Annotated in this window: 24 protein-coding genes; 13 read left to right on the plus strand and 11 right to left on the minus strand. The window is 60.6% G+C overall.

Annotation, left to right across the window (positions count from 1 at the left end; all coding sequences use genetic code 11):
- Positions 1-81 precede the first annotated feature (81 nt).
- From ACWHTU_RS05000 to acsA, 10 genes are all read right to left on the minus strand, one after another.
- A complete protein-coding gene (locus tag ACWHTU_RS05000) occupies positions 82-549 on the minus strand; it encodes a CBS domain-containing protein (protein WP_447862156.1) in 468 nt (155 codons plus the stop codon).
- Positions 550-961: 412 nt separating this feature from the next.
- On the minus strand, positions 962-1,729 hold the full coding sequence (locus ACWHTU_RS05005; RefSeq protein ID WP_447862158.1) for a phosphoribosyltransferase: 768 nt from the start codon (positions 1,727-1,729) through the stop codon (positions 962-964).
- Positions 1,730-1,793: 64 nt separating this feature from the next.
- Positions 1,794-2,267, minus strand: coding sequence for an Hsp20/alpha crystallin family protein (locus ACWHTU_RS05010; protein WP_447862160.1), 474 nt, complete (start codon positions 2,265-2,267; stop codon positions 1,794-1,796).
- Positions 2,268-2,433: 166 nt separating this feature from the next.
- Positions 2,434-2,661 carry a hypothetical protein gene (locus ACWHTU_RS05015; RefSeq protein WP_447862161.1) on the minus strand — a complete coding sequence of 76 codons (228 nt, stop codon included), beginning with the start codon at positions 2,659-2,661 and terminating at the stop codon, positions 2,434-2,436.
- Positions 2,662-2,881: 220 nt separating this feature from the next.
- Complete coding sequence (locus tag ACWHTU_RS05020; RefSeq protein WP_447862162.1) at positions 2,882-3,553, minus strand: DNA polymerase beta superfamily protein; 672 nt, start codon at positions 3,551-3,553, stop codon at positions 2,882-2,884.
- A gap of 7 nt (positions 3,554-3,560) precedes the next feature.
- The gene (locus tag ACWHTU_RS05025; protein WP_447862164.1) at positions 3,561-3,815 is read right to left on the minus strand and encodes an acyl carrier protein; all 255 of its coding nucleotides are present in this window, start codon (positions 3,813-3,815) and stop codon (positions 3,561-3,563) included.
- Positions 3,812-4,978: a dihydrolipoamide acetyltransferase family protein gene (locus ACWHTU_RS05030; protein WP_447862166.1), complete on the minus strand. Its 1,167-nt coding sequence runs from the start codon at positions 4,976-4,978 to the stop codon at positions 3,812-3,814. Before ACWHTU_RS05030 ends, ACWHTU_RS05025 begins: the two co-directional genes overlap by 4 nt.
- Positions 4,979-5,089: 111 nt before the next feature.
- Positions 5,090-6,067, minus strand: a complete 978-nt coding sequence (locus ACWHTU_RS05035) for an alpha-ketoacid dehydrogenase subunit beta (protein WP_447862168.1) — start codon at positions 6,065-6,067, stop codon at positions 5,090-5,092.
- Between the two features lie 14 nt (positions 6,068-6,081).
- Positions 6,082-7,047, minus strand: coding sequence for a pyruvate dehydrogenase (acetyl-transferring) E1 component subunit alpha (gene pdhA / locus ACWHTU_RS05040; RefSeq protein WP_447863311.1), 966 nt, complete (start codon positions 7,045-7,047; stop codon positions 6,082-6,084).
- A gap of 123 nt (positions 7,048-7,170) precedes the next feature.
- A complete protein-coding gene (gene acsA / locus ACWHTU_RS05045) occupies positions 7,171-8,931 on the minus strand; it encodes an acetate--CoA ligase (RefSeq protein WP_447862169.1) in 1,761 nt (586 codons plus the stop codon).
- 327 nt (positions 8,932-9,258) lie between these two features.
- On the opposite strand from acsA, the gene ACWHTU_RS05050 reads away from it, so the two are divergent.
- The 12 genes from ACWHTU_RS05050 to ACWHTU_RS05105 all read left to right on the plus strand — a co-directional run bounded on the left by ACWHTU_RS05050 (position 9,259) and on the right by ACWHTU_RS05105 (position 17,797).
- Positions 9,259-9,408 carry a hypothetical protein gene (locus tag ACWHTU_RS05050; RefSeq protein ID WP_447862171.1) on the plus strand — a complete coding sequence of 50 codons (150 nt, stop codon included), beginning with the start codon at positions 9,259-9,261 and terminating at the stop codon, positions 9,406-9,408.
- 129 nt (positions 9,409-9,537) lie between these two features.
- On the plus strand, positions 9,538-9,777 hold the full coding sequence (locus tag ACWHTU_RS05055; protein ID WP_447862172.1) for a hypothetical protein: 240 nt from the start codon (positions 9,538-9,540) through the stop codon (positions 9,775-9,777).
- A 250-nt stretch (positions 9,778-10,027) separates the two neighbouring features.
- Positions 10,028-10,171 (plus strand): hypothetical protein, encoded by a 144-nt coding sequence (locus ACWHTU_RS05060; protein ID WP_447862174.1) that lies wholly within the window; start codon positions 10,028-10,030, stop codon positions 10,169-10,171.
- Between the two features lie 21 nt (positions 10,172-10,192).
- A complete protein-coding gene (gene rtcA, locus ACWHTU_RS05065; protein ID WP_447862175.1) occupies positions 10,193-11,269 on the plus strand; it encodes an RNA 3'-terminal phosphate cyclase in 1,077 nt (358 codons plus the stop codon).
- A gap of 976 nt (positions 11,270-12,245) precedes the next feature.
- A complete protein-coding gene (locus ACWHTU_RS05070; protein ID WP_447862176.1) occupies positions 12,246-13,154 on the plus strand; it encodes a universal stress protein in 909 nt (302 codons plus the stop codon).
- Positions 13,155-13,167: 13 nt separating this feature from the next.
- Positions 13,168-13,656: an adenosine-specific kinase gene (locus ACWHTU_RS05075; protein ID WP_447862177.1), complete on the plus strand. Its 489-nt coding sequence runs from the start codon at positions 13,168-13,170 to the stop codon at positions 13,654-13,656.
- Between the two features lie 33 nt (positions 13,657-13,689).
- Positions 13,690-14,220, plus strand: coding sequence for a DNA polymerase ligase N-terminal domain-containing protein (locus ACWHTU_RS05080; protein ID WP_447862178.1), 531 nt, complete (start codon positions 13,690-13,692; stop codon positions 14,218-14,220).
- A gap of 27 nt (positions 14,221-14,247) precedes the next feature.
- Positions 14,248-14,838 (plus strand): THUMP domain-containing protein, encoded by a 591-nt coding sequence (locus ACWHTU_RS05085; RefSeq protein ID WP_447862179.1) that lies wholly within the window; start codon positions 14,248-14,250, stop codon positions 14,836-14,838.
- A 37-nt stretch (positions 14,839-14,875) separates the two neighbouring features.
- Positions 14,876-15,262 (plus strand): c-type cytochrome, encoded by a 387-nt coding sequence (locus ACWHTU_RS05090; RefSeq protein ID WP_447862180.1) that lies wholly within the window; start codon positions 14,876-14,878, stop codon positions 15,260-15,262.
- Positions 15,263-15,319: 57 nt separating this feature from the next.
- Entirely contained in the window at positions 15,320-15,559 is a 240-nt protein-coding gene (locus tag ACWHTU_RS05095; RefSeq protein ID WP_447862181.1) for a hypothetical protein, read from the plus strand.
- Between the two features lie 365 nt (positions 15,560-15,924).
- The gene (locus tag ACWHTU_RS05100) at positions 15,925-16,794 is read left to right on the plus strand and encodes a substrate-binding domain-containing protein (RefSeq protein WP_447862182.1); all 870 of its coding nucleotides are present in this window, start codon (positions 15,925-15,927) and stop codon (positions 16,792-16,794) included.
- A gap of 13 nt (positions 16,795-16,807) precedes the next feature.
- Positions 16,808-17,797 carry a CapA family protein gene (locus tag ACWHTU_RS05105; RefSeq protein ID WP_447862183.1) on the plus strand — a complete coding sequence of 330 codons (990 nt, stop codon included), beginning with the start codon at positions 16,808-16,810 and terminating at the stop codon, positions 17,795-17,797.
- 358 nt (positions 17,798-18,155) lie between these two features.
- On the opposite strand, the gene ACWHTU_RS05110 is transcribed toward ACWHTU_RS05105, so the two are convergent.
- The gene (locus ACWHTU_RS05110) at positions 18,156-18,395 is read right to left on the minus strand and encodes a hypothetical protein (RefSeq protein ID WP_447862184.1); all 240 of its coding nucleotides are present in this window, start codon (positions 18,393-18,395) and stop codon (positions 18,156-18,158) included.
- A gap of 519 nt (positions 18,396-18,914) precedes the next feature.
- Here ACWHTU_RS05110 and rhaD point away from each other — a divergent pair.
- Positions 18,915-20,975, plus strand: coding sequence for a bifunctional rhamnulose-1-phosphate aldolase/short-chain dehydrogenase (gene rhaD / locus ACWHTU_RS05115; protein WP_447862185.1), 2,061 nt, complete (start codon positions 18,915-18,917; stop codon positions 20,973-20,975).
- The last annotated feature ends 52 nt before the right edge of the window (positions 20,976-21,027 follow it).

Consider the following 21,027-nt stretch of genomic DNA (forward strand, 5'->3'; position numbering starts at 1 on the left):
TATCGGCGAATTCTGAATGCTGAATTAAGAATGCTGAATTGCGGCATTCCGACAATTCATAATTCCTCATTCATCATTTTTTCAGATGCCCACCAGCACCCGGTGCGCGCTGATGGCTTTCAGGGTTCGCATCACGTCCTCGAAGGAGAGCTCAGGGACTTTCTTTCCTTTGGATTCCTCCGCGTGCAGAATGCAATCGTTCATCGCCAACATACCCTGGAGGACGCCGTCTTCGTCGACTACAGGGAGCCGTCGGACTTTCTCGCGTTTCATGATATCGAGCGCGGTGTGAACATCGTCGGTGGGACGGCACGTGTGGGCTTTTCCGGACACGGTCTCCCACACTGTGATTTCGGCGGCCGGTTTGTTTCTGGTGGCCGTGGCCATGCAGATGTCACGGTCGGTGATCACACCCAGGACTTTTCCCTCCACATTGAGCACCGGCAGGATGCCGCAGTCGCTGTCCCACATCATCTTGGCGGCCTCGGCCAGATTCGTATTGGGGCCGCAGCACTGCACGTCCCTCGTCATGATCTCTTGAACTTTCATGGTCTCCCTCCTCTCCGAGCTCTCCGAGCGTGTAGAGCCGTTCGTGCTGTCTCGCAATGGATGCCGGGCGAAAAGCGCCTGCGGCGCATCGTTCCCACTTTACGCAAACGAACTGTTCGCCGCCGCACTCGGGGCATACCGTGGGCTCCTTGAGTTTGCCCCGCAGCTTGTACGTGTCGTGCTTATATTCCTGGACGGTCCGATCGCGCCGGACTCCCAGTCCTGCAGGGGGCTTAGCCTTTGGCGCCATAACAATTGGTCCTTCCCGCTTTGAAAATGGCCGGCAGCAAGAATAGCCGACAGCCGGCAGCACGTTGCGAACAGTTCGTTCGCAAAAACACTAGCCGATCCTTGGCGCTGTTGGCTGTCGCTGCCCGCTACCGGCTGTGTTCTGCGTCGGGCTGGGTCTCATTCAGGCGCTCGGCTCCTGCCGGTGTGAGCGCAGCGCCTGTTCCGCCAAGTCCAGGTAGCGGATCACGTCCGCATCCTCGACCTGGGTGAAATCGGTGTAATGACAGCCGACCGCGAAGAACGGCTCCGGTACTTCCAACACGACCAGCTTGTCGACCTTGCGCGCCACCTCCTCAAGCGTCTCGCGCGGTCCGACCGGGATGGCGCCGACCAGCCGGCGCGGCTTCAAGTCCCGTATCGCATTCAACGAGGCGAAGAACGTGGCGCCTGTCGCGATGCCGTCGTCCACGAGCAATACCGTCCGGTCGGTGAGCATCGGCACGTTCCTCCCTTGCCGATAGAGCGCTTGCCGTCTGGCGATCTCTTCCTGCTGCGCTCGAATCAATTTGTCCAGCGCTTCCTGCTCGATCTCGGACAACGCGATTGCCTCCCGGTTGAGATACAGTGAGCCGGTCTCGCTGATCGCGCCTAGGGCGAACTCGGGATTGTCCGGCGCCCCGATTTTCCTGGTGATGAAGACGTCCAGGGGCAGGCAAAGCACAAGGCTCATCTGATAGCCCACCGCCACTCCGCCCCGCGGCAGAGCGAGGATCAGGGCCGTGGGGTCGTCTCGGTATGCCAGGAGTCTGGTCGCTAGGAGGCGCCCGGCTTCTTCTCGGTCACGAAACACAGTGTTGATCCTGATTTCAGGAGCCACGCGGGCATCCTGGCTCCAGTCGCTCCTGACGCCGAGCGGAAGATCGCCCGAAACGCCGCGATTCGCCATCATCGCGAAAAGGGAACGTCTGCGCCGACTGGTTTTTTCAATTTCCGTTCGGTCGTTGGTTGGACGATTAGGCTACTTTCACCTCGATGGCTTTCGGCTTCGCCTTCTCGGACTTGGGCACATGCACCTTCAGCACGCCGTCCTTGTACTCGGCGCTGACCTTAGAACCATCGGCGTCATCGGGTAGAGTGAAGCTCCGCATAAAGCTGCCGTAGGCCCGCTCCATGCGGTGATACTTCCTGCCTTTCTCTTCCTTCTCATATTTTCGTTCTCCCGAAATCGAGAGCACGTTATCCTCGATGGTCAGTTTCACATCTTCCTTCTTCACCTCTGGCAGCTCCGCCTTGATGAGGTATTCCTTGTCATCCTCCGTGATGTCCACAAGCGGCGACCATTCCGCCACTGTCATGGCTTCCTTGTCGCCGTCGGCCCGCACGGGTACGCGGCCGAAGAACGTCGCCAGACGTTTCTCCATTTCCTCCAGTTCCTTGAACGGGTCCCAACGCGTCTTAAACGGTTCCCATCGGGTGATGGCGCTCATAACACATCCTCCTTTTGTGAATGAGTGGGGTTGGTAAACGACGGGTCCGCGCGAGGTGCGCGGTGGTTGTCACCCTCGCTTCGCGAATCTTTCCGCCTTGTCGTACGCGGCGAATGTCCCATGGCGAGCCGGCGGAAGCAATGATCCGCTTCGTGATCGGTCATGGCTACGCGCTTGCTTTCATCTCATCGGCTGAGGCGGGAAAGGCGGCATAGCCGCCTCGGGCCCGGCGACAGAGCCGGATCCGGCCGCACCGGCTCAGATGATCCAGCGCTAGGAAGACCTGGTTCCAGGTCAAGTTCGGGCACTGCTGCACGATCTCTTCCAGCGAGCTGCCTGGAGACCGAACGATGACCTCCATGATCTGATCGGCGGACGCATACGCATCGGACATCGCGCATCTCCCTCTTTTTTTGACGCGGCCTCCTCACGCCATCACCTGTGCATTCGGAGTGCCAGGACAAGGCGACTCCGTGCCGCGTACAAGAGCCTTGACGCGACGGGCACTTGTGGGCATGAGCTTGAACGATGACCGAGCGAACGCGAACGACTGTGGCGTTTCGGGTCAACAGTGGGTTCCGCGCTGTTGCCAATTACCTCAAGCGCGGGTCGCGTCACGCGAGAAAAGCCTTCCGGAGCCGAATCAGGAAGTCGTCAACAAGGCGCAGATTGGATTGGTGGGCGCAGAGCGCAAGCCGGCGCCGGGCTTCCTGGGTCCAATACTCGCCCAGATCGATGACTTCTCCGAGGCGGTAGCGCCCCTCTTTGATCTTCCTAATGGTCTCACCGATCGGGGTTTCGGCGATGTGCGTGCTGAACGTCTCCCGCTCCAGCAGTTCGCACAGGTTGTATAGGACGCGCAGGTAGGCGGCGGCGTATTTCGCCGGCCGCTCGTCTTTCTTGTCCAGCATCTTCCTGCGTTGGTTCTCGCAATAATTGATGAACGCATCATAGGCGGTCTGCGGAGACCAAACGTGCGGAAAGAGTTGCCGCAATTCCGCTCCCCACTCATCCATCGCGACGATGGGAGCTACGAAGGTCTCGAGGATCAACGGATGGCATTGGGTGCCGAGGAGGAGAAATTGGCCGACCTCCCAGGCTGTTTCGTCGGCTGCTTCCTTCGTCATGCGTACGCCCTGGTATTTGAATCCCAAGCGGAACATGTCTTCGGTCGGAATGACGAAAACGCTCCGATAGTCGGCGTCGCTGCCTGGCTCGGCCAACCCGTGGGCCTGCGATCCAACGAGGACTTTGAGGATCGTCCGATCGGCGACGATTTGTCCCATTGCCATCTCAATGTCGGGCCGTCAGTTGTTCAATGCACCCGTTCAACGATGCGTACTTGGGATAGTCCGCCTCGGGAACTTCGACACGAAACGTCTTGTGCAGGGCGATAACGAAGTTCAAAAAGTCCATCGAGTCGAGATCCAACTGATCGCGGAAGTTCGCGTCCGGGCTCAGCGACTTGAGGTCAGCCTCCGGCGCAATGTCGCCGAGAATGCGGAGCACGGCGCTTTTAACTTCTTCGGCGGTCAGTCCAGCGCTCATAGTCGATCGGGCTCCTGCAACAGGCGGTCGATCGCGGTGAGAAACAACCCGCCACGATGGCCGTCCGTCACGCGATGGTCGGCGGAGAGGGTGGCAGTCAGGACCGGTCTCGCCTGGACTTGGCCGTTCACGATCCAGGGCCGTTCGACGATTTTGCCGAATCCCACCAGCGCCACCTGCGGCGGGTAAATGACCCCAAACACGGTCTCGACGCCTTGTTCCCCGAGACTGGTGACGGTAATTGTAGGGTCCGACAGCTCCGACCCTCGCAATGTCCCGGCGCGGGCACGTACGACGAGGTCTTGCAAGTTCCGCATCAGCTCGCTCAAGCTTTGCCGGTCCGTATGATGAAGGGCCGGCGCGACGAGACCGCCTTGCCGCAAGGAAATTGCCACACCGACATGGATGTCCTGACGGGGAACGGCCGTGTCTCCTTTCCACACGGCATTGAGCTCGGGGACCTGGTGGAGGGCCAGAGCGACGGCCTTGAGCAGGAGCACGCCGTACAGGAACCGGTCCGTGACCGGCCGTTTGCGATTCTCTTCGCTTAACCACGCCAGAGCCCGACCCATGTCAATCGTTGTGCTCAAGTAGTAGTGGGGGATTTCACGTTTCGACCGGGTCATCGCAGCCGCGATGGCCTGTCGCATCCGGGCTTGGCGGTCAACAGTTTCGCCGGCTTGCAGGGCCGCCTCTTCAGCTTTGACCCTCATGCTGCGGGCCTCCGCTGCGCGCAGAATGTCTTCCCGACCGATTGCGCCTCCCGGACCGGTGCCCTGCACGGTGGACAGGTCGATGCCGAGGTCGGCCGCGAGTTGCTTGGCCGCGGGGGAGATGCGGAGGCGTGTTGGTTCAACAGACGGAGGAGTCTGAGCCGCTGAGGTAATCTCTTCACCGCGAGCTTCCGTCCTCGGGCCTCGTGCCGGTCTTTCTTCCCGAATGATGGCCATCGCCGTGCCAACGGGAACCTTGGCGCCGGGCTGAACGAGCAGTTGTTCGATGACGCCGGTCGTGAAGGATTCGATCTCGATGGCGGCCTTGTCGGTATCGACCACGGCGATGATCTCGCCCTTGGTCACCCGGTCACCAACCCTCTTGCGCCATTCGATGAGCGTGCCGGCGTTCATGTCCGCGCCGAGTGAGGGCATGACAAATTCAGCCATGTCTAGAAACCCGTAAAACGTGAAGTGTCAAACAGGATGCGCAACTGGTCTGCCCTGTCCCGCGAGATACGCGCGACAAGCGGCGAACGACTGACGGATGACGAGCGCAAGTCATCCCTTCCCTATCATGGCACGAACGGTCTGAATGATCGTGACGACCTGCGGCAGCGCCGCCTCCTCCAGGTGTTTGGGATAAGGAATCGGCACCTCGGCGCTGCAGACGCGCGCCACCGGTCCGTCGAGATCGTAAAAGGCGCCTTCCATGATCCGCGCGCTGATTTCCGCCGCGAAACTGCCCGTCCGCCAGGCCTCATCGACCACCACGGCGCGATGGGTTTTTCGGACCGAGGTCAGGATCGTCGCAGAATCGAGCGGGCGCAACACGCGGAGGTCGATGACTTCGGGGTCGACACCCTCGGTCGCCAGCCGCTCGGCGGCTTCCAGGGCCTTCCACAACGATCCTCCGAACGTGATGATCGACACGTCCCGTCCGGGTCGTCGCACCGCCGCCTTGGCAATATCGACCGGAAAGGCCTGTTCGTCCAACTCTCCTTCCATGGGGTACAGGTAGGCATGTTCGAAGATGAAGACCGGGTCGGGCTCCTTCAGCGCGGTGAGCAACATGCCTTTGGCGTCCGTCACCGTGGCCGGGGTCAGCACCTTAATCCCCGGGATGTGCGCATACCAGCCTTCAAAACTGTGCGAGTGTTGAGCAGCTACCTGGCGCCCGGCGCCGGTCGCCATGCGCACGACAAGGGGAATGCTGAACTGCCCGCCCGACATGTGGCGGATCGTCGCCGCGTTGTTGACGATCTGATCCAAGGCCAGCAGGCTGAAATTGACCGTCATGATCTCCACGATTGGTCTCATCCCTCCCAGCGCTGCGCCGATGCCAGCACCGACAAACGTGTTCTCCGACAGCGGCGTGTCACGGATGCGTTCCGGGCCGAACTCTTCCCACAGCCCTTTGCTGCAGGCGTAGGTGCCGCCGTAGCGTCCGACGTCTTCTCCCATCAAAAAGACGCGTGGATCGCTCTGCAGGGCTTCGCGCAACCCGGCGCGGACGGCTTCTCTGTACGTGACTTTCATCTAGCCTACCGCCGCTAGTTTGCCGACGAAGTCGGCGTGTAGACGTCCTTCTCCAGGTCTTCAACCGGCTCCCAAGGACCTGCTTCGGCGAAGGCGACCGCGTCATCGATCTCGGCGGCGATGGCGTCCTCCATCTGCTGGACATCGTCGTCGGTAAGCCATCCCAATTCGCTGAGCCGTTTTTCGAACGTGGCGATCGGGTCACGCCGTTTCCATGCCGCGACTTCTTCTTTGGTTCGATAGAGTTCGGGATCGTACATCGAATGGGCGCGGAAGCGGTAGGTGCGGTACTCGAGCAGATAAGGACCATTGCCTTGGCGAACGGAGCTCACAGCCTGCTGCGTGGCTTCCTCAACGGCGAGCACATCCATCCCGTCCACAACCACCGACGGAATGGCGTACGCGTGAGCTTTGAGCGCGATGTTGGGCTGGGACTGGTGTCGTGCCAGCGCGGTGCCCATAGCGTAGAGGTTGTTCTCGCAGAGGAAGAGCACCGGCAACTTCCAGAGCGCCGCGAGATTCAACGATTCATGAAATTCACCCTCCGCGACGGCGCCATCGCCGAAGAAGCAGGCGGTGACCCTCCCTTGGTGTTCCCCTTTGTCGAAAGCGGGAGATAAGAGGGAGAACTTCTGCGCGAGCGCAAGCCCGACCGCGATAGGGAGTCCGCCGCCGACGATGGCGAGGCCGCCGTAAAACTTCCGGGAGGCATCAAAGAAATGCATGGAGCCGCCGCGGCCGCGCGCGCAACCGTTGGCTTTTCCGTACAACTCCGCCATCAAGGGGCCCATCGGCGTGCCGCGGACCAGGGCATGCCCGTGCTCGCGATACGTCGCCACAACGGCGTCCTCCGCCGTGAACGCCGGCAACGCTCCGGCCGCCACCGCCTCTTCGCCTATGTAGAGATGAAGGAATCCGCGAATCTTTCCGAGGCTGTACAATTCCGCCGCTTTCTCTTCGAACCGGCGAATGCGCAGCATCTGGCGGAGCAGTTCGAGCCCATGCTCGCGGCTGATCTCGTGTGCCAAGCTAACCTCCGCCCCACCTGGGCTGTCTATCGGATTGGCTCTCGGCTGTGTGGTTTGTTTGGTTCACCTACTCGTTTACGCTTCCAGCGTCGACGTGTCTCCCTCCGGCAGCCCCAACTCTCTCGCCTTCAGCAATCGGCGCATGATTTTTCCGCTTCGAGTCTTCGGCAGGCCGGGCAGGAACTCGATCTCTTTCGGGGCGACGACCGCGCCGAGCCGCGCACGGGCGAACCCCAGCAGCTCGCGACGGAGCGCCTCGCTCGGCTCAAACCCGTCTTTGAGCGAGACGAACGCCTTGACGACTTCCATGGCGACCGGATCCGGTTTCCCGATGACGCCGGCCTCCGCCACGGCCTTGTGCTCGAGCAGGACGCTTTCGACTTCAAACGGACCGACGAGATGCCCTGACGTCTTGATCACATCGTCGGCCCGTCCCACGAACCAAAAGTAGCCGTCGGCGTCTCGTTTCGCCAGGTCGCCGGTGAGGTACCAACCACCGGCGAAGCATTTCTTATAGCGCTCCGGTTCGCGCCAGTACGATCGGAACATGGAGGGCCAGCCCGATCGCAGGGCGAGCTCGCCCTGGACGCCAGGTTCTTCGATCACGTCCACATCGCCCGTGTCGGTCCGGCGGACGATGGCGGCCTTGATGCCGGGCAAGGGGCGACCCATGGACCCCGGCCTGATGTCCATCGCGGCGAAGTTGGCGATCATAATGCCGCCCGTCTCGGTCTGCCACCAGTTGTCGTGGAACGGCAGCCCAAACGCCTGCTGTCCCCAGACGACAGCCTCTGGGTTGAGGGGTTCGCCGACGCTGGCGAGAAAGCGGAGCGAAGTCAGGTCGTATTTGCGGACGAGGTCCACGCCGGCCTTCATCATCATGCGGATGGCGGTGGGCGCGGTATACCAGACCGAGACCCGGTGGTCCCGAAGCACACAGTACCAGCGTTCTGCGTCGAAGTCGCCTTCGTCGACAACGCTTGTCACGCCGTTCGTCAGCGGCGCAATGATGCCATAGGAGGTGCCGGTGACCCACCCCGGATCGGCCGTGCACCAGAAGACGTCATCCTGGTGCAAGTCCAAGGCAAACTTCCCGGTGATGTGATGCGCCACGACCGCCTGGTGGACATGGACGGCGCCCTTGGGCGTGCCCGTGGTCCCGCTGGTGAAATGCAGGAGCGCCATGTCTTCCGGATCCGTCTGATCGATGGTGAACTCCGGGCTAGCTTCCTCGATCAGCCGGTGATAATTCTGCGTGCCCGGAAAGGCCGTCCGGCGTCCGTTGTCGCCGACCAGCAGCACATGCTCGAGATCGGGAAGCAATGCCCGAATGCCGACGACCTTGCGCTCGTATAAGGTTTCGGTTGTCACCAACACCTTGGCCTGACCGATCGTCATCCGCGCTCGGATGGGTTCCGGACCAAAGGCCGAAAACAGGGGGCAGAAGACGCTGCGGTTCTTCAACGTGCCGAGCGCAGCGATGTACAGCTCCGGGATGCGGCCGGCCAACACATAGACACGGTCGCCTTTCCCGATCCCCAGATGCCGCAGGACGTTGGCGAAACGGTTCGTCAGTTCGTCAAGCCGACGGTACGAGTACTCCTTGACGGTGCCGTTCTTGCCAAGCCAACGCAAGGCCACATGGTCGGCGCGAGGGCCGCCTGCGTGGCGGGTTACTGCTTCGTATGCGATATTCAGGCCCCGGTTGTCCGGAAGTCCATCCAGTTCGCGTCGCGCTTGTTCCCAGGAAAAGGTTGAGTAGACCGCGTGGTAATCGTGGAGATGGGGCGGCACCTTCCAATCGCGGCAGGTTTTTCTGATCGGCTGCCAAATCATGAGGAGGTCCATAGCCAAGCACGGGTTCTGCAAGCAATAGGCCATAGGACGGTCGTGGTCGATGCGGAGAAAACGTTGAGATTCCAGTGTCCTGCGACCGATCCTTCCAAAATTTTCTGTGTCTTCTGTGGCATTATTCGTCACTGAGAAGTCGGTGTACGTGGACATTTGCGCCAGGAGGCTGCATAGAAAAAATAACGGGCGGCGAGTAGCTGTCTTGAACGCAGCTCTCGGCCGACCCCCGAATCCTTTCGCTCGCCGCCCGCTCTAAATGAACGGACGCAGGATTATCAAAGGCGACCTGCGAAATGAATGGAGGTGAATCCTATGACTGGTTCGATGATTGATGGAACACTGGCGGTTGCTGGCCTCTTCGCTACCCTCATAACGATGGTGTGGAGTCTCTTGGTGAACGACACGGTCGAGGCCAAGCAGGTGGCCGGCGAAAAGCCGGCGGCGCTGAACCGGGCCGCCTGAGATGTTTTCCCCTGAACCCATGAACCGCGGAGGGAACTGGGTGTGCGAATGACGAAAGGCCCCGGCCCCCTCGGCTGAAAGGGTGGCCGGACATTTGACGATGCAAACGATGACAACGGAGTTAGCAACATGGTGAAAGAGAAAGAGATGGTCAAAGAAAAAGCGGATACGATGGTCGATCGTGATCAGTGCCGGCGGTGCGGAGGCTTGATGGTCCCGGAATCCACCGGTGATCCGTTCACATCCGGCCTCCGGTGCGTAATCTGCGGCGAGCGGATCGATCCGGTGATCCTAGCCCATCGCAGACAGCAAGCGATGCGCAAGGAGGCTGAAAAGCTGTTTGCGGGAAGCGACGCCCGTGCGAACTAACTCCAGCCTTTCCGTCTTTCCTGGACGTTAACCGTCGGTCCTCCCGGACCACCCAAAAGAGGCGTTCCGCAACAGTGATCGGGTTGTGACTGTGGTGGAACGCGACAACAGCCATCGAGGAGTGAGCCGCAGAATGTGCGGTAGTGGGCCGCTCCTATCCGCTCCAATCACACTGGACTTGTGCATTGCTCTGTGATCTGCGCGGAATAACGGGGGATCATGATGATCTGTCACAGCGTGGGAGGAAGGCATGAACCAGAAGGCCGGTTTCAAGAACATGCCCAAAAGGCAGGCGAAGAAGTTCACGAGGCTCAAGATCAAGCACGCGCAGCAGCAGGTCCGGAAGCAAGCCACGCGCCTGCTGGGTGTCAGACCCACGGATGAAAGGCGTTGAGCGGGAGAACCCGGTCTAGCCATGATCGAGATCGATGGTTCCCGCTACTCCGGCAGCGGCACGATCGTCCGCCAGGCGGTGGCCTTTGCGGCGCTCACCGGCCGGCCCGTCCACATCGTCAATGCGCGCGTCCGCCGTCCTAATCCGGGGCTGCGGCCGCAACACATCCGCGTCGTAGAGGCGATCCGAGAAGTGGTCAACGGGACAGCCGAGGGTTTGGCACCGGGGTCCCAAGAACTGTGGTTCAGACCTGGCCGCCTAAAAGCGGAACGGAGGTATGTGTGGGACATTGGAACGGCAGGTTCGACCACAATGTTGGGTCTGGCCCTCCTTCCTGTGCTGGCGTTTGCACCCACCCCTGTCTCGGTCGAGTTGCGAGGCGGGCTGTTCCAGGATTTCGCCCCGTCGGTCTTTCATCTCCAATACGTAATGGCGCCTCTGTTGAAGCGGATGGGGTTGGGAGTCGAAGTGAGGATGGAACGGCCGGGCTATGTGCCGAAAGGGGAGGGTATTCTGCGCTTGTCTGTGGCTCCACCGCAGATGCCCCTCCAGAGTGTGACCCTGGAAGAGGCCGGTGCCATCCGGCGCATCTGGGGGATCGCCCTTGCCTCGCATTTGCGTGAGCGGAGGGTGAGCCAGCGGATGGCCATGGCCGCGAAGCAGGTGCTAGAGCGTGCCGGTTACGGCGCTGAGATCGAAGAGCGAGACGATACGACGTCGCTCCAACCAGGGGCGGCGCTTGCGCTCTTTGCCGACTTAGAGGGTGAGGTCCGTCTGGGAGCGGATCAAGCTGGGGCCCTCAGACGAACCGCCGAGTCGATCGGAAGACATGTGGCGGCGCAGCTTCTGGAGGATCTGCGGACGGGAGCCACATTGGACCGGTTCGCCGTGGATCAGGTAGTGCCGTTTGCGGCGCTGGCGAAGGGAGAGAGTCGGTTCCTGGCGCCGGCTGTCACGGAACATCTGACGACCGGCGCCTGGCTTGTCGAACAATGTCTCGGCGCGACGGTGAAGATCGACGGACGTCTCGTGTGCGTGTCCGGAGTCGGATTCGCGGGCTTCGCATCGATCACCGAAGAGCGAAAAAACAGCCCTTAGCTGATCGCTATCACTTGGTTGATTTGCTGTCGAGCGTGGTTATTTTGTAATTAGCAAAAAGAGGTGTCGGAAGCTTGAGCGTGGCTCACAATTCTGGAATTTTGTGACTCGCTCTTGTGCAGCCAACGTGCAAGAGGGCATCGCTTCCGTGCCAGTCGCGGGATCGCGATTCGAGGTACGCGCTATCCACTCCCGGTGCCGTTAGGCACGGCCGTAGAACCGAGCCCTTGAAGAGGAGGCGCGGGGTAACCAGCCAATCGGGCGACTGGAGGGTTATCGGATCGGATCCTGGCCAGTCGACGGACCCGGTGCTCACACAAGAGCGAGCCTTTTTTATTCCCGGCTGCGAAAATCTCTTTCAAAATCCTACCATTTTTTCATTAAACCAAACCTTGACCGGGGCTTCCAACACATCATGCCAAGCGGAGAGAGAGCTTCTGTGGCATTGTGCCCAGGAAGCTCATTGTGGAGATCTGACGCGGAAGCGGAGAAGGGGATTCTTAAAGAGAAAGAGAAGGAACCACTTGCGGGATTTGCAGGAAATGGGCTGCGAAAGCCGCTCTGGTTACCGGCGCAAAAACAGAGCGGAGGCAGGTCCAGAGAGCTTCACGTGCAAGATTGGAGATCTTGGAGAGGTTTTAGGCTTCCCGGCTGGTACCGGGCCTGCACACCGCCTCTGCGCTCGATCTCATGCTTTGGAGTGTTCCTCTCACCGAAACCTCCGCTCGATTTTTAGGTAAGGCCGACTCACGATTTGATCAAGGGGCCCGATGCTACAGTCGCCATTCCTCATCTGTGGCGTTTTAGGACTGGTGGAGCTGTGTTCCCAAAAAGAAAAAGGCGAGGCGGACTCGCATCCGTGTCGCAGAATGCAGAATGATCAGGAAAGGTATAGACCACTGCCCATTATGTGGTTCTCAAGGTTTTGTTGGCATGCATGATGCTTGGTCATGGGCTTAACCGATAGGACGGACGCATGCATATTCTGGTTGCGCTGGATGAGTCCCGGTATGCCGACACGATCATTCGCTGGATGAGGACGTTTCCGCACCCCCCGGAAACGCGGTTGACCTTGGCTCATGTAATGGAACCGCTTGACGTCCCCGAAGCGGTTGGTAGCTATGGGCAGGACCTTGTCAGAAAACATCGCCTGGCCTCGGCTGAGGCGCTTGTGGCCAGGGCCGTAAAACGGTTGGAGCAATCGTACCGGACCGTCGAGGCCGTCATCCGGGAGGGACTGCCGATCTATGAACTTCTGACACTGCTGCGCGAGGAGCGGCCCGCCATGGTCGTGGCCGGTACGCGCGGGTTGTGGGCGGCCAAGGGCCTGGCGCTGGGGAGTGTATCTCAGCGGCTGCTGCAATATGCTCCGTGTTCAGTGCTGTTGATTCCGTTCAAGGTCGAACCCGCTAAGCGGTTTAAGGTACTGGTAGCCACTGACGGATCTCCCGGCGCGAAGGAAGCAGTCAGGTGGGTGGCGGGATTGCCGGATATCCAACAGATCATGGTGTTGAGCGCGATCCGGCCGTTTGATCAAGGCGACTTGGCTGGCCAAGGACTGTCCGAGGCCGAATCCCGAAAAGTCCGCGCCGAGATCATTCGGAACCGGCGCGAAATGGCGCGCCGAGCTGTTGAAGAAACAGCGGCAATGCTGCAGAGAGACGGGGCATCCCTCAAGACACGTCTGGCGTTAGGCCATCCTGCGCAAGCGATTTCCAAAGAAGCCGAACGAGGCCGGTATGATCTGCTGGTTGTCGGCTCCAGGGGACTGACGGGTATGACCGCCATCGCGCTGGGAAGCGTCTCCATAGCTGTGGCGCAAGCGGCGACCTGTCCGGTCCTCGTCGTGAAGCCATCCGCTCCGGCGACGGAGTCCTCTCGTTGAGGAGGCGGTTGCCATGGCACTGAATGTCGTCACGGTCGCCGTTCGAAAACCGGAGGCTGTCAATCTGATTCTGGGCCAGGCCCATTTCATCAAGACCGTCGAAGACCTGCACGAAGCGCTCGTCACCGCCGTGCCGAACATCGCGTTCGGCTTGGGCTTCTGCGAATCCTCGGGATCCTGCCTCATCCGATGGAGTGGAACGGACCAGGAGTTGATCGAGCTGGCGCGGGTCAATGCTCAGGCGATTGGAGCGGGACACAGTTTCCTCATCCTCCTGGGGAACTGCTATCCCATTAACGTGCTCCCGGTCGTCCGCCAAGTCCCCGAGGTGTGTCACATTTACTGCGCCACCGCCAATCCAATCGAGGTCGTCCTTGCCGAGACCGACCAGGGGCGAGGGATTCTCGGCGTGGTGGACGGCCTGAAACCCAAAGGAATCGAACAAGAGGCTGATGTCGCCGCTCGGAAAGCCCTACTGCGGCAATTCGGGTACAAGTTGTAAAAATGGTAAGCAATGGGCCGTGAGTGTTGGGCGATGAAGCGGCCGATCTTCAACGTGCAAAAGCATCGCGCATCGCGTCTGCATTACGATTTTCGCCTCGAGATCGGCGGCGCGCTGAAATCCTGGGCGATTCCGAAGGGACCGTCGCTTGATCCGGCGGTCAAGCGGCTGGCGGTGGAAGTCGAAGATCATGACCCGGCGTATGCTGACTTCGAGGGAGTCATCGAAGAAGGAAGCTATGGCGCCGGGCCGGTGCTGGTGTGGGACACTGGCTGGTTCGAGCCGGTAGGTCAGGGGAAAGCGACGCCGTCGGCCGAGGCCATGTGGGAAGCGGGAGCACTGGATATCCGCTTGCACGGACACAGGTTGCGCGGCCGGTTTTCGCTTGTCAGGATGAAAGGGCGTCCGCGGCAGTGGCTGCTCATCAAGCAGCGGGACGAAGAAGCTCGGCCCGGTTTTCAGGCGACCGAGGAGTGGACGACCTCGGTGCTGTCGGGCCGCTCGATCGAGGATCTGGAGCGTCAGGTGGCCGCCGGTTCGCTGAAGATGTATCGCTGCGGATGATCAGCGCGGCGGTTCGGGAAGATCTTCATGATATTTCAACAGGCAGCATCGCCCTTGCCCGCGGCTTCGGTGTTGGAGGCCGACCTGCCTTGGAACGTGCTCGCCACAGCCAAGGATAAGGAGCAGCGTCATTTGGCGAGACGACTTCGCCGATTCGGCGATTTCCGGTGGACCCGGTTTCGCGGTGTATTGGTCGGGCGCGTCGAGGACCAGCAGGCTTTTTTCGAGCAGCTCCGGCGTTGCGAAGAGCATGAGCCGGGTTTTCTGCAGCCGCTGGCGAGAATGGTCCCCATCGACCAGTTCTTCACGTTCACCGTGGACGACCTCACCATGAAGCTCAAGCAGGCGATGGCGAAGTATGCCGGTCTGATCGGCAGCGGGACCTTTTACGTGCGGGTGGAACGCCGAGGGTATGCCGGCGCGATCCACAGCCGGGAACTGGAACAGGAGCTGGATCGAACGCTCGTCGAGTCGTTGAAGGCTGGCGGCGAATACCCCGTCGTGAGCTTCCACGATCCGGATGTGATCCTTGCCGTGGAAACGATCGGGAACGAGTGCGGAATCGGCGCGCTCACGCGGGCGCTGCGTTCACGGTTCCCATTCATCCGGGTCTCGTAAGAATGCCGAGTGAAAGAACGAACGCAGGAGGTCGTCCATGCGGCGGAGACGTTCGAACGGATTGATTGCGGTGTTCACGGCGGCGGTCTCTGCCGCAGTCATCGCCTTCGCTGTGCCGCTCATGACGCAAGGGGGCGCTTTCCGCGGCGACGCGCCAACCGGCAAGGTCTTATACGAGACTCATTGCCAGCGTTGTCACGGCCGCACCGGATTGGGAGACGGTCCCAGATCCGGCGACCTCCGGGTGCCGCCGGCCAACTTGCAAAGCGCGACGCTGCAAGCCAAGTCCGATGAGCAATTGCTGACCAGTATCGAATTTGGTGTAGTCACGAGCCCCATGCACGCATGGAGAGGCCAGCTCAGCGAGCAAGAATTACGGGAAGTCTTATCCTATGTTAGGCGATTGGGTGCGGGCGTCCGATAGAAGTAGAGTAGCAGACGCGGAGATGCGCATCGTAACGGGACCGGGAGGACATGCGGTATGGCGGTGCCCAAACATCTCGAAGAAGCGGCGGCTAGACTCAAGGACGCCTCGCTGCGGATCGCGGCGGTCCGCGAGCTTCCATTGACCGCCGAGAACCAGAAAGCGTGGCTGGAAGCCCTGAGCGATTTCTGTGCGGCCTTGGCCGATATCCAGACGTATAACAATGAGTCGGTGCATGAGAAGCTCCACGAATTGGCCGCACGGATAGGGTTGCGGCAGTTTCCCGCCAAAACCTGAGCGCCTCTTCCAGCAGCCGCATCGGAGAGCCTATTGATGGGCTGCTTGCAAGCGCTTATCTTGTCTTGAAGAACGCGGATAACTTCGTTGATCGTCGTCCCCCCACTTGGGCGCGGCGATTCGGTGGCGGCCGGCTGAATGCGTGCGGACCGGCCAAGCATGAGCCGTATACCCCTCCGCTTTCGTGGCGATCCGATTCCGAACTGACGGATGCAGACGGTGCAAGCGAAGGCGGGATTCCGACCGGCAACGGCGAATCTTTAAGGCTATTCATCGGCTCTTATTTTGTAAGAGCTATGGCGGGAAGTGTATGGAACCCATGCGCTAGCGACTGCGTTGAGTTGATGAAGGGAGTTGGTATCACGATGAAAATATGGAACAGCGTGACGATGATCCAGCAAATAGGATGGACTGTTTCGGTCGCCGGAATATTGCTGTGGGTGGGGACAAACTGGGCAGGCGCCGGTCTCACTGGCCGGATTCTGGTGGCCGGCTATGGTCCAGAGCTGCCGATGGTCGAAGAACTGGGCCGGGCCTTTGAGAAGACTCATCCCGGTACCGCGATCGAATTCGAATGGGACAGGAATCTTAGGGCGGCGGAGATGGTCAGATCGGGAGACGCACAGATTGCCGTGACGGATTACGAAGAGTCTGGCCTGAAAGCGACCCCGATTGCGTGGGATGGGATCGCCGTGGTGGTGAATTTCTCCAATCCGGTCAAGGAACTGACAAAAGACCAAATCCGGGATCTGTTCACCGGGAAAATCAGGCGTTGGTCCGAATTGGAGGGGGCGGATAAAAACGTCGACGTTATCCATCGCCCGCCGGACCGCAATGTGCGGCGTGGGCTTGAGTCGTCATTGGGAATCCAGGATGGTTACATAGCCTCCGGCTCGCTCGCGCGGTCGGATCAGAAAGCGCTGAGCACCGTGTCAGGCCGGGACAATGCCGTCACCTACGTGTCATTGGGCGAAGCGCTGAAGGCGATGGAAGATGGAGTGCCAATCCGAATCCTGCCCGTCGACAAGGTGGAGCCTGGCGAACCGACCGTGAAGGACGGGCGTTATCCTATCCGCCGTCCGGTTTTGTTCCTGACCGCCGAACACCCCGACCCGTTGACGGAGGCGTTTGTGGCCTTTGCGCGTTCACCGGAAGGCCAGAAGATCGTGAAGAAGATGTTCGTGCCCTATACGCCTCCTGTGCCTCAGCACGTCCAATCCTCCAGCCCCGGTTGAGGAACGAGCCAGCATGCGGATTGCGCTAGCCGGAGACGTCATGCTGGGTAGGCTGGTGGATGAATCAGTCATCCGTAATCCGGTCCGCTCACCGGTGGCCATCTGGGGCGACGTCTTGCCCGTGATGTGGGCGGCGGACTACCGACTCATCAATCTCGAGTGCGTCATCAGCGCCCGGGGCCGGCCCTGGCATCCCTTTACGAAGGCATTCCACTTTCGTGCTCACCCTCGTGCGATTGAGTTCCTCCAAGCCGCCAAGATCGACTGCGTCACCCTGGCGAACAACCATGTTCTGGACTATGGCACTGATGCGCTGCTGGACTGCCTGGCGTTGTTAGACCGGGCTGGGATCGCTCGGTGCGGGGCTGGTTTGAACCTGAACGAGGCGTCGGCCCCGGCATGGCTTCACTCGCCGCAAGGCCGGTTGGCCGTGGTTGCAGTGACCGACAATGAACCGGACTGGGAGGCTGGTCCGGAGAACCCCGGCGTCCATGTCATCGCCTACGATCGGCGCGGTCTGCTCGAACCTCATCGGTCCCGTCTTACCGACGTACTCGCGCGGGCCCGCGAACAGGCCGACTTTGTGATCGTCAGCGCCCACGTCGGGCCGAACTGGGGTGCGCCGTCCGCCGCGATGCGCGCTCTGGCGCAGGAGGTCGTCTCGCTCGGCGCAGACTTCTACTGGGGCCATTCCAACCACACGCCGCAAGGGATCGAGCTCTTCCATGGCCGGGTGATTCTCTATTCGGCCGGAGATTTCATCGATGACTACGCGGTGGATCCCGAGGAACGCAACGACCTGTCGTTTCTGTTCTCGGTCGAGGTAGAACGGAGCCGGGCTACACGCATTCGGCTGCACCCGGTTCGGATCGAGGATTTCGGCGTTCGGCTCGCGCGGGGAAATGAAGCGGAACTTGTGAGCGGCCGCATGCGGGCCAAGTGCGCCGTGTTCGGCACCGTGGTCGAGTTTCAGAACGGCGTCGGCACGATCATGGTAGGCTGACAGTCTACACGTTCTTGCGCAGCATTCCGCTCGCGACCGCGCCATTCTGGCAGCGGGGAGCCTTCATGCCCGAACACGACGAGGGAGGCCAGGGTATCCGTTATCTCTTCAAACTGCCTGACCTTTTTCTCTCTCCGATGATCGCGGCTCAAAAATCGCTCCACACTCCTTACAAATCAACTTTCCGGTCTCATGCCCATCCGGTGTTCGGTACTCGTCAACCAGACGAGTGTGGCTGCACTGACGCGGGACCTTCCGCGCTTTCAGCAAAGCGTCATTCCCGGCCTGCTTGGTCTGATTCATAAGTTCCTCCTGCCTGCACCGCAACGCGGCGCTTCGTTCGTTTGAGGTGACGGCACTACCTGCGGGTGTTTGCCAGGTTAGCGTAGTCGTTTGTTGCGACGATGTCCTGTTCAGCTTGCTTCGGGAGTCCGCTCCAGTAGACCTCTTCGAGTTTCCATTCGGCCTTCTCCTGGCAACGGGGGCAGGAGATCGTCAATGTAAAGCCTCCCCGGTATCGATTTTGGGTTCGTTGCCCGCATGCCGCGCACATGATGAAGAGGGACGTGTCGTAGGTAAGGACATGGATGCGTAGCATTCCACACCTGCCTTTCTGAGACCTATGGTCTTCTCTGGAGCCTTCGGTTCAGCTTAGTTGAAACCGGCCCGACCTGCGGGAATGAGGAAGTGAATCTTCGGTTCAGTTCTTGTGAATTGGTTCTGGAAAACAGGCGAATCACTGATACCCATACTCCGCCTGAGAATTTTGTACAAGCCACTACATACTGGTGTCTCATGTTCCTGCCGTCCCTGTATATGGGGTCATGGAATACAGGGAATATTCAAGTTCCTCACCAGGTCCGGTGTATGTCGCCTCGTCGGGCGGAGACTTGCGAGACCAACGCTCGTCAGGTTTGACCACGCAGTGCCGTCCCGCGCCTCGTCTTCTTACCTTCGCAATTCTCCCACCTGTTGCAGGGAAGCCCAGCGGGAGTAGATTGTTATTGGTCTTATTGATCGCTCGCCGAAGGCGGGATGCCGCCGGTGAGCCGGCTTGGGGTGCCCGTCCGCACAAAAGAGACCCCAGCGGTCATGTGAAACGCCAGAGACTCACGCCGTGCAAAGCCGATGGAGTGACGACAAGGCCGCGCATCTGGAAGGGCTGGAGGCACTGGTGTATGCCACGCGGACGATCGGAGAGGAGCCGCAATTGGTGCTCTGGGGCGGCGGTAATTCATCCGCCAAGGTCGACACGACGGACCATTGCGGACGGGACATTCGGGTCTTGTGGATCAAGGGCAGCGGCGCGGACATGCGGACGATCACGCCGAATCAGTTCACCCCGCTTCGCCTTGACGACTTGTGTCTTCTTATGGGACGGGACGTGATGTCGGACGAGGAAATGGTCGCGTACCTCGATCGCTGCATCTTGGATCCTCGTGCGCCCAAACCGTCCATCGAGACATTGCTGCATGCCTTTCTCCCTGCGCCGCATGTTTACCACACGCATGCCGATTCCATCTGCGCGCTGACGGACACCTCGGATAGTGCGAGCCTGATCCGCACGGTGTACGGCGACAACGCGGAATGGATTCCTTACGTCAGGCCGGGATTCCGGCTGGCCAAGCTGGTCGCGGAAGCCTATCGGCGAAGACCAGGGGTGTGTGGCGTCATCCTCGACAAGCACGGCTTGGTGACCTGGGGCAATACCCCGAAGGAAGCCTATCTGTGCACGATTGAGATCGTCTCACGAGCCGAACGGTTTATCCGCCGCGCCCGAGCGGGCCGTGACCGCCAGTCGGATTCGCCGCGGGTGATGTCGACGCCGGCCGAGCGGCGTTCCCTGGCCGTTCTCCTGGCGCCGATTCTCCGGGGCGCGTTGAGCCGAAACCGTCGCGTTGTGCTGCACTATGACGACAGCCGAGCGGTGCTTGAGTTCGTCAACGATCCTCGGGCACGGCTGCTTTCGCAGGTCGGGCCGTTCACGCCGGATCACCTTCTCCATACCAAGGCCAAGCCCTTGTTCTTGCGGCTTTCCCCCTCATGCGATTGGGAATCGATCGAGCGGGAAGTCGGGCGAGCGGTCGACCGCTACCGCCGCGACTATGTCCGATACTTTGAGCGCTACCGCTCGCCGGGCGTCACCATGCTCGACCCCCACCCGCGGGTCATTTTGGTTCCCGACGTGGGCATGTTTACCACGGGCAAGGATCGCCGGGCGGCCCGTATTGCACACGATCTGTACTCCCATACGATGCGTGTGATTTGCGAGGCTTCCGCGATCGATGCCTATCGATCCCTGTCGCCCCGGGATCTCTACGAGTTCGAATACTGGCCGCTCGAGAACTTCAAGCTGACGCTGCAGCCGCCGGAAAAACAATTGTCCCGGCGGATTGCGCTGGTGACTGGCGCGGCCGGCGGGATCGGACGGGCGATTGCAGGCTTGTTGGTCCGGGAGGGGGCGTCGGTGATCCTAAGCGATCTGGACGAGGACAACGCGCGGACCTTGTCCGAAGAACTCAATGCGCAGTCCGGCGAAGAAAACACCGTCGCGATCGGAATGGATGTCACCCGCGAAGACGAAGTGGTCAAGGGATTCCGCCAGGCGGTCCTGGCCTACGGCGGACTGGACATCCTGGTGTCCAACGCCGGGATTGCGCGGAGCGCTCCGGTCGATCAGCTCACGCTGAAGGACTGGAATGAGACCCTGGCGGTGAACGCGACCGGTCATTTCCTGGTGTGTCGAGAGGCGATGCGGGTCTTCAGGCGGCAGGGGCTGGGCGGGAGCATCGTCGTGGTGGCGAGCAAGAACGCGCTGGCCCCAGGCAAACATTTCGGTCCTTACTCGGCTTCGAAGGCGGCGCAGGTGCAATTGGCGCGCATCCTGGCCCTTGAAGGCGCGGACTATGGCGTGCGGGTCAACATCGTCAATCCCGATGCCGTGTTCGAAGGGTCCGGCTTGTGGTCCGATGAACTCCGACGGGCCCGTGCGGCGGCGTACGGAATTCCCGTGGAGGCCATCGAAGCCTATTGCGTGTCGCGTAGTCTCTTGAAGGTCAAGATCCTGCCACAGGATGTGGCTGAAGCCGTCTTGTTTTTGGCCTCGGACCGATCCGCCAAGACCACCGGCGCCATCCTTCCTGTCGACGGCGGCGTGAAAGAGGCGTTTCCTCGCTGAGCCGCGGCGGTATCGTGAACCGTTCCAGGTGAAACCCCGTGGAATCCTTGCG

This window comes from Nitrospira calida, from assembly GCF_976986435.1.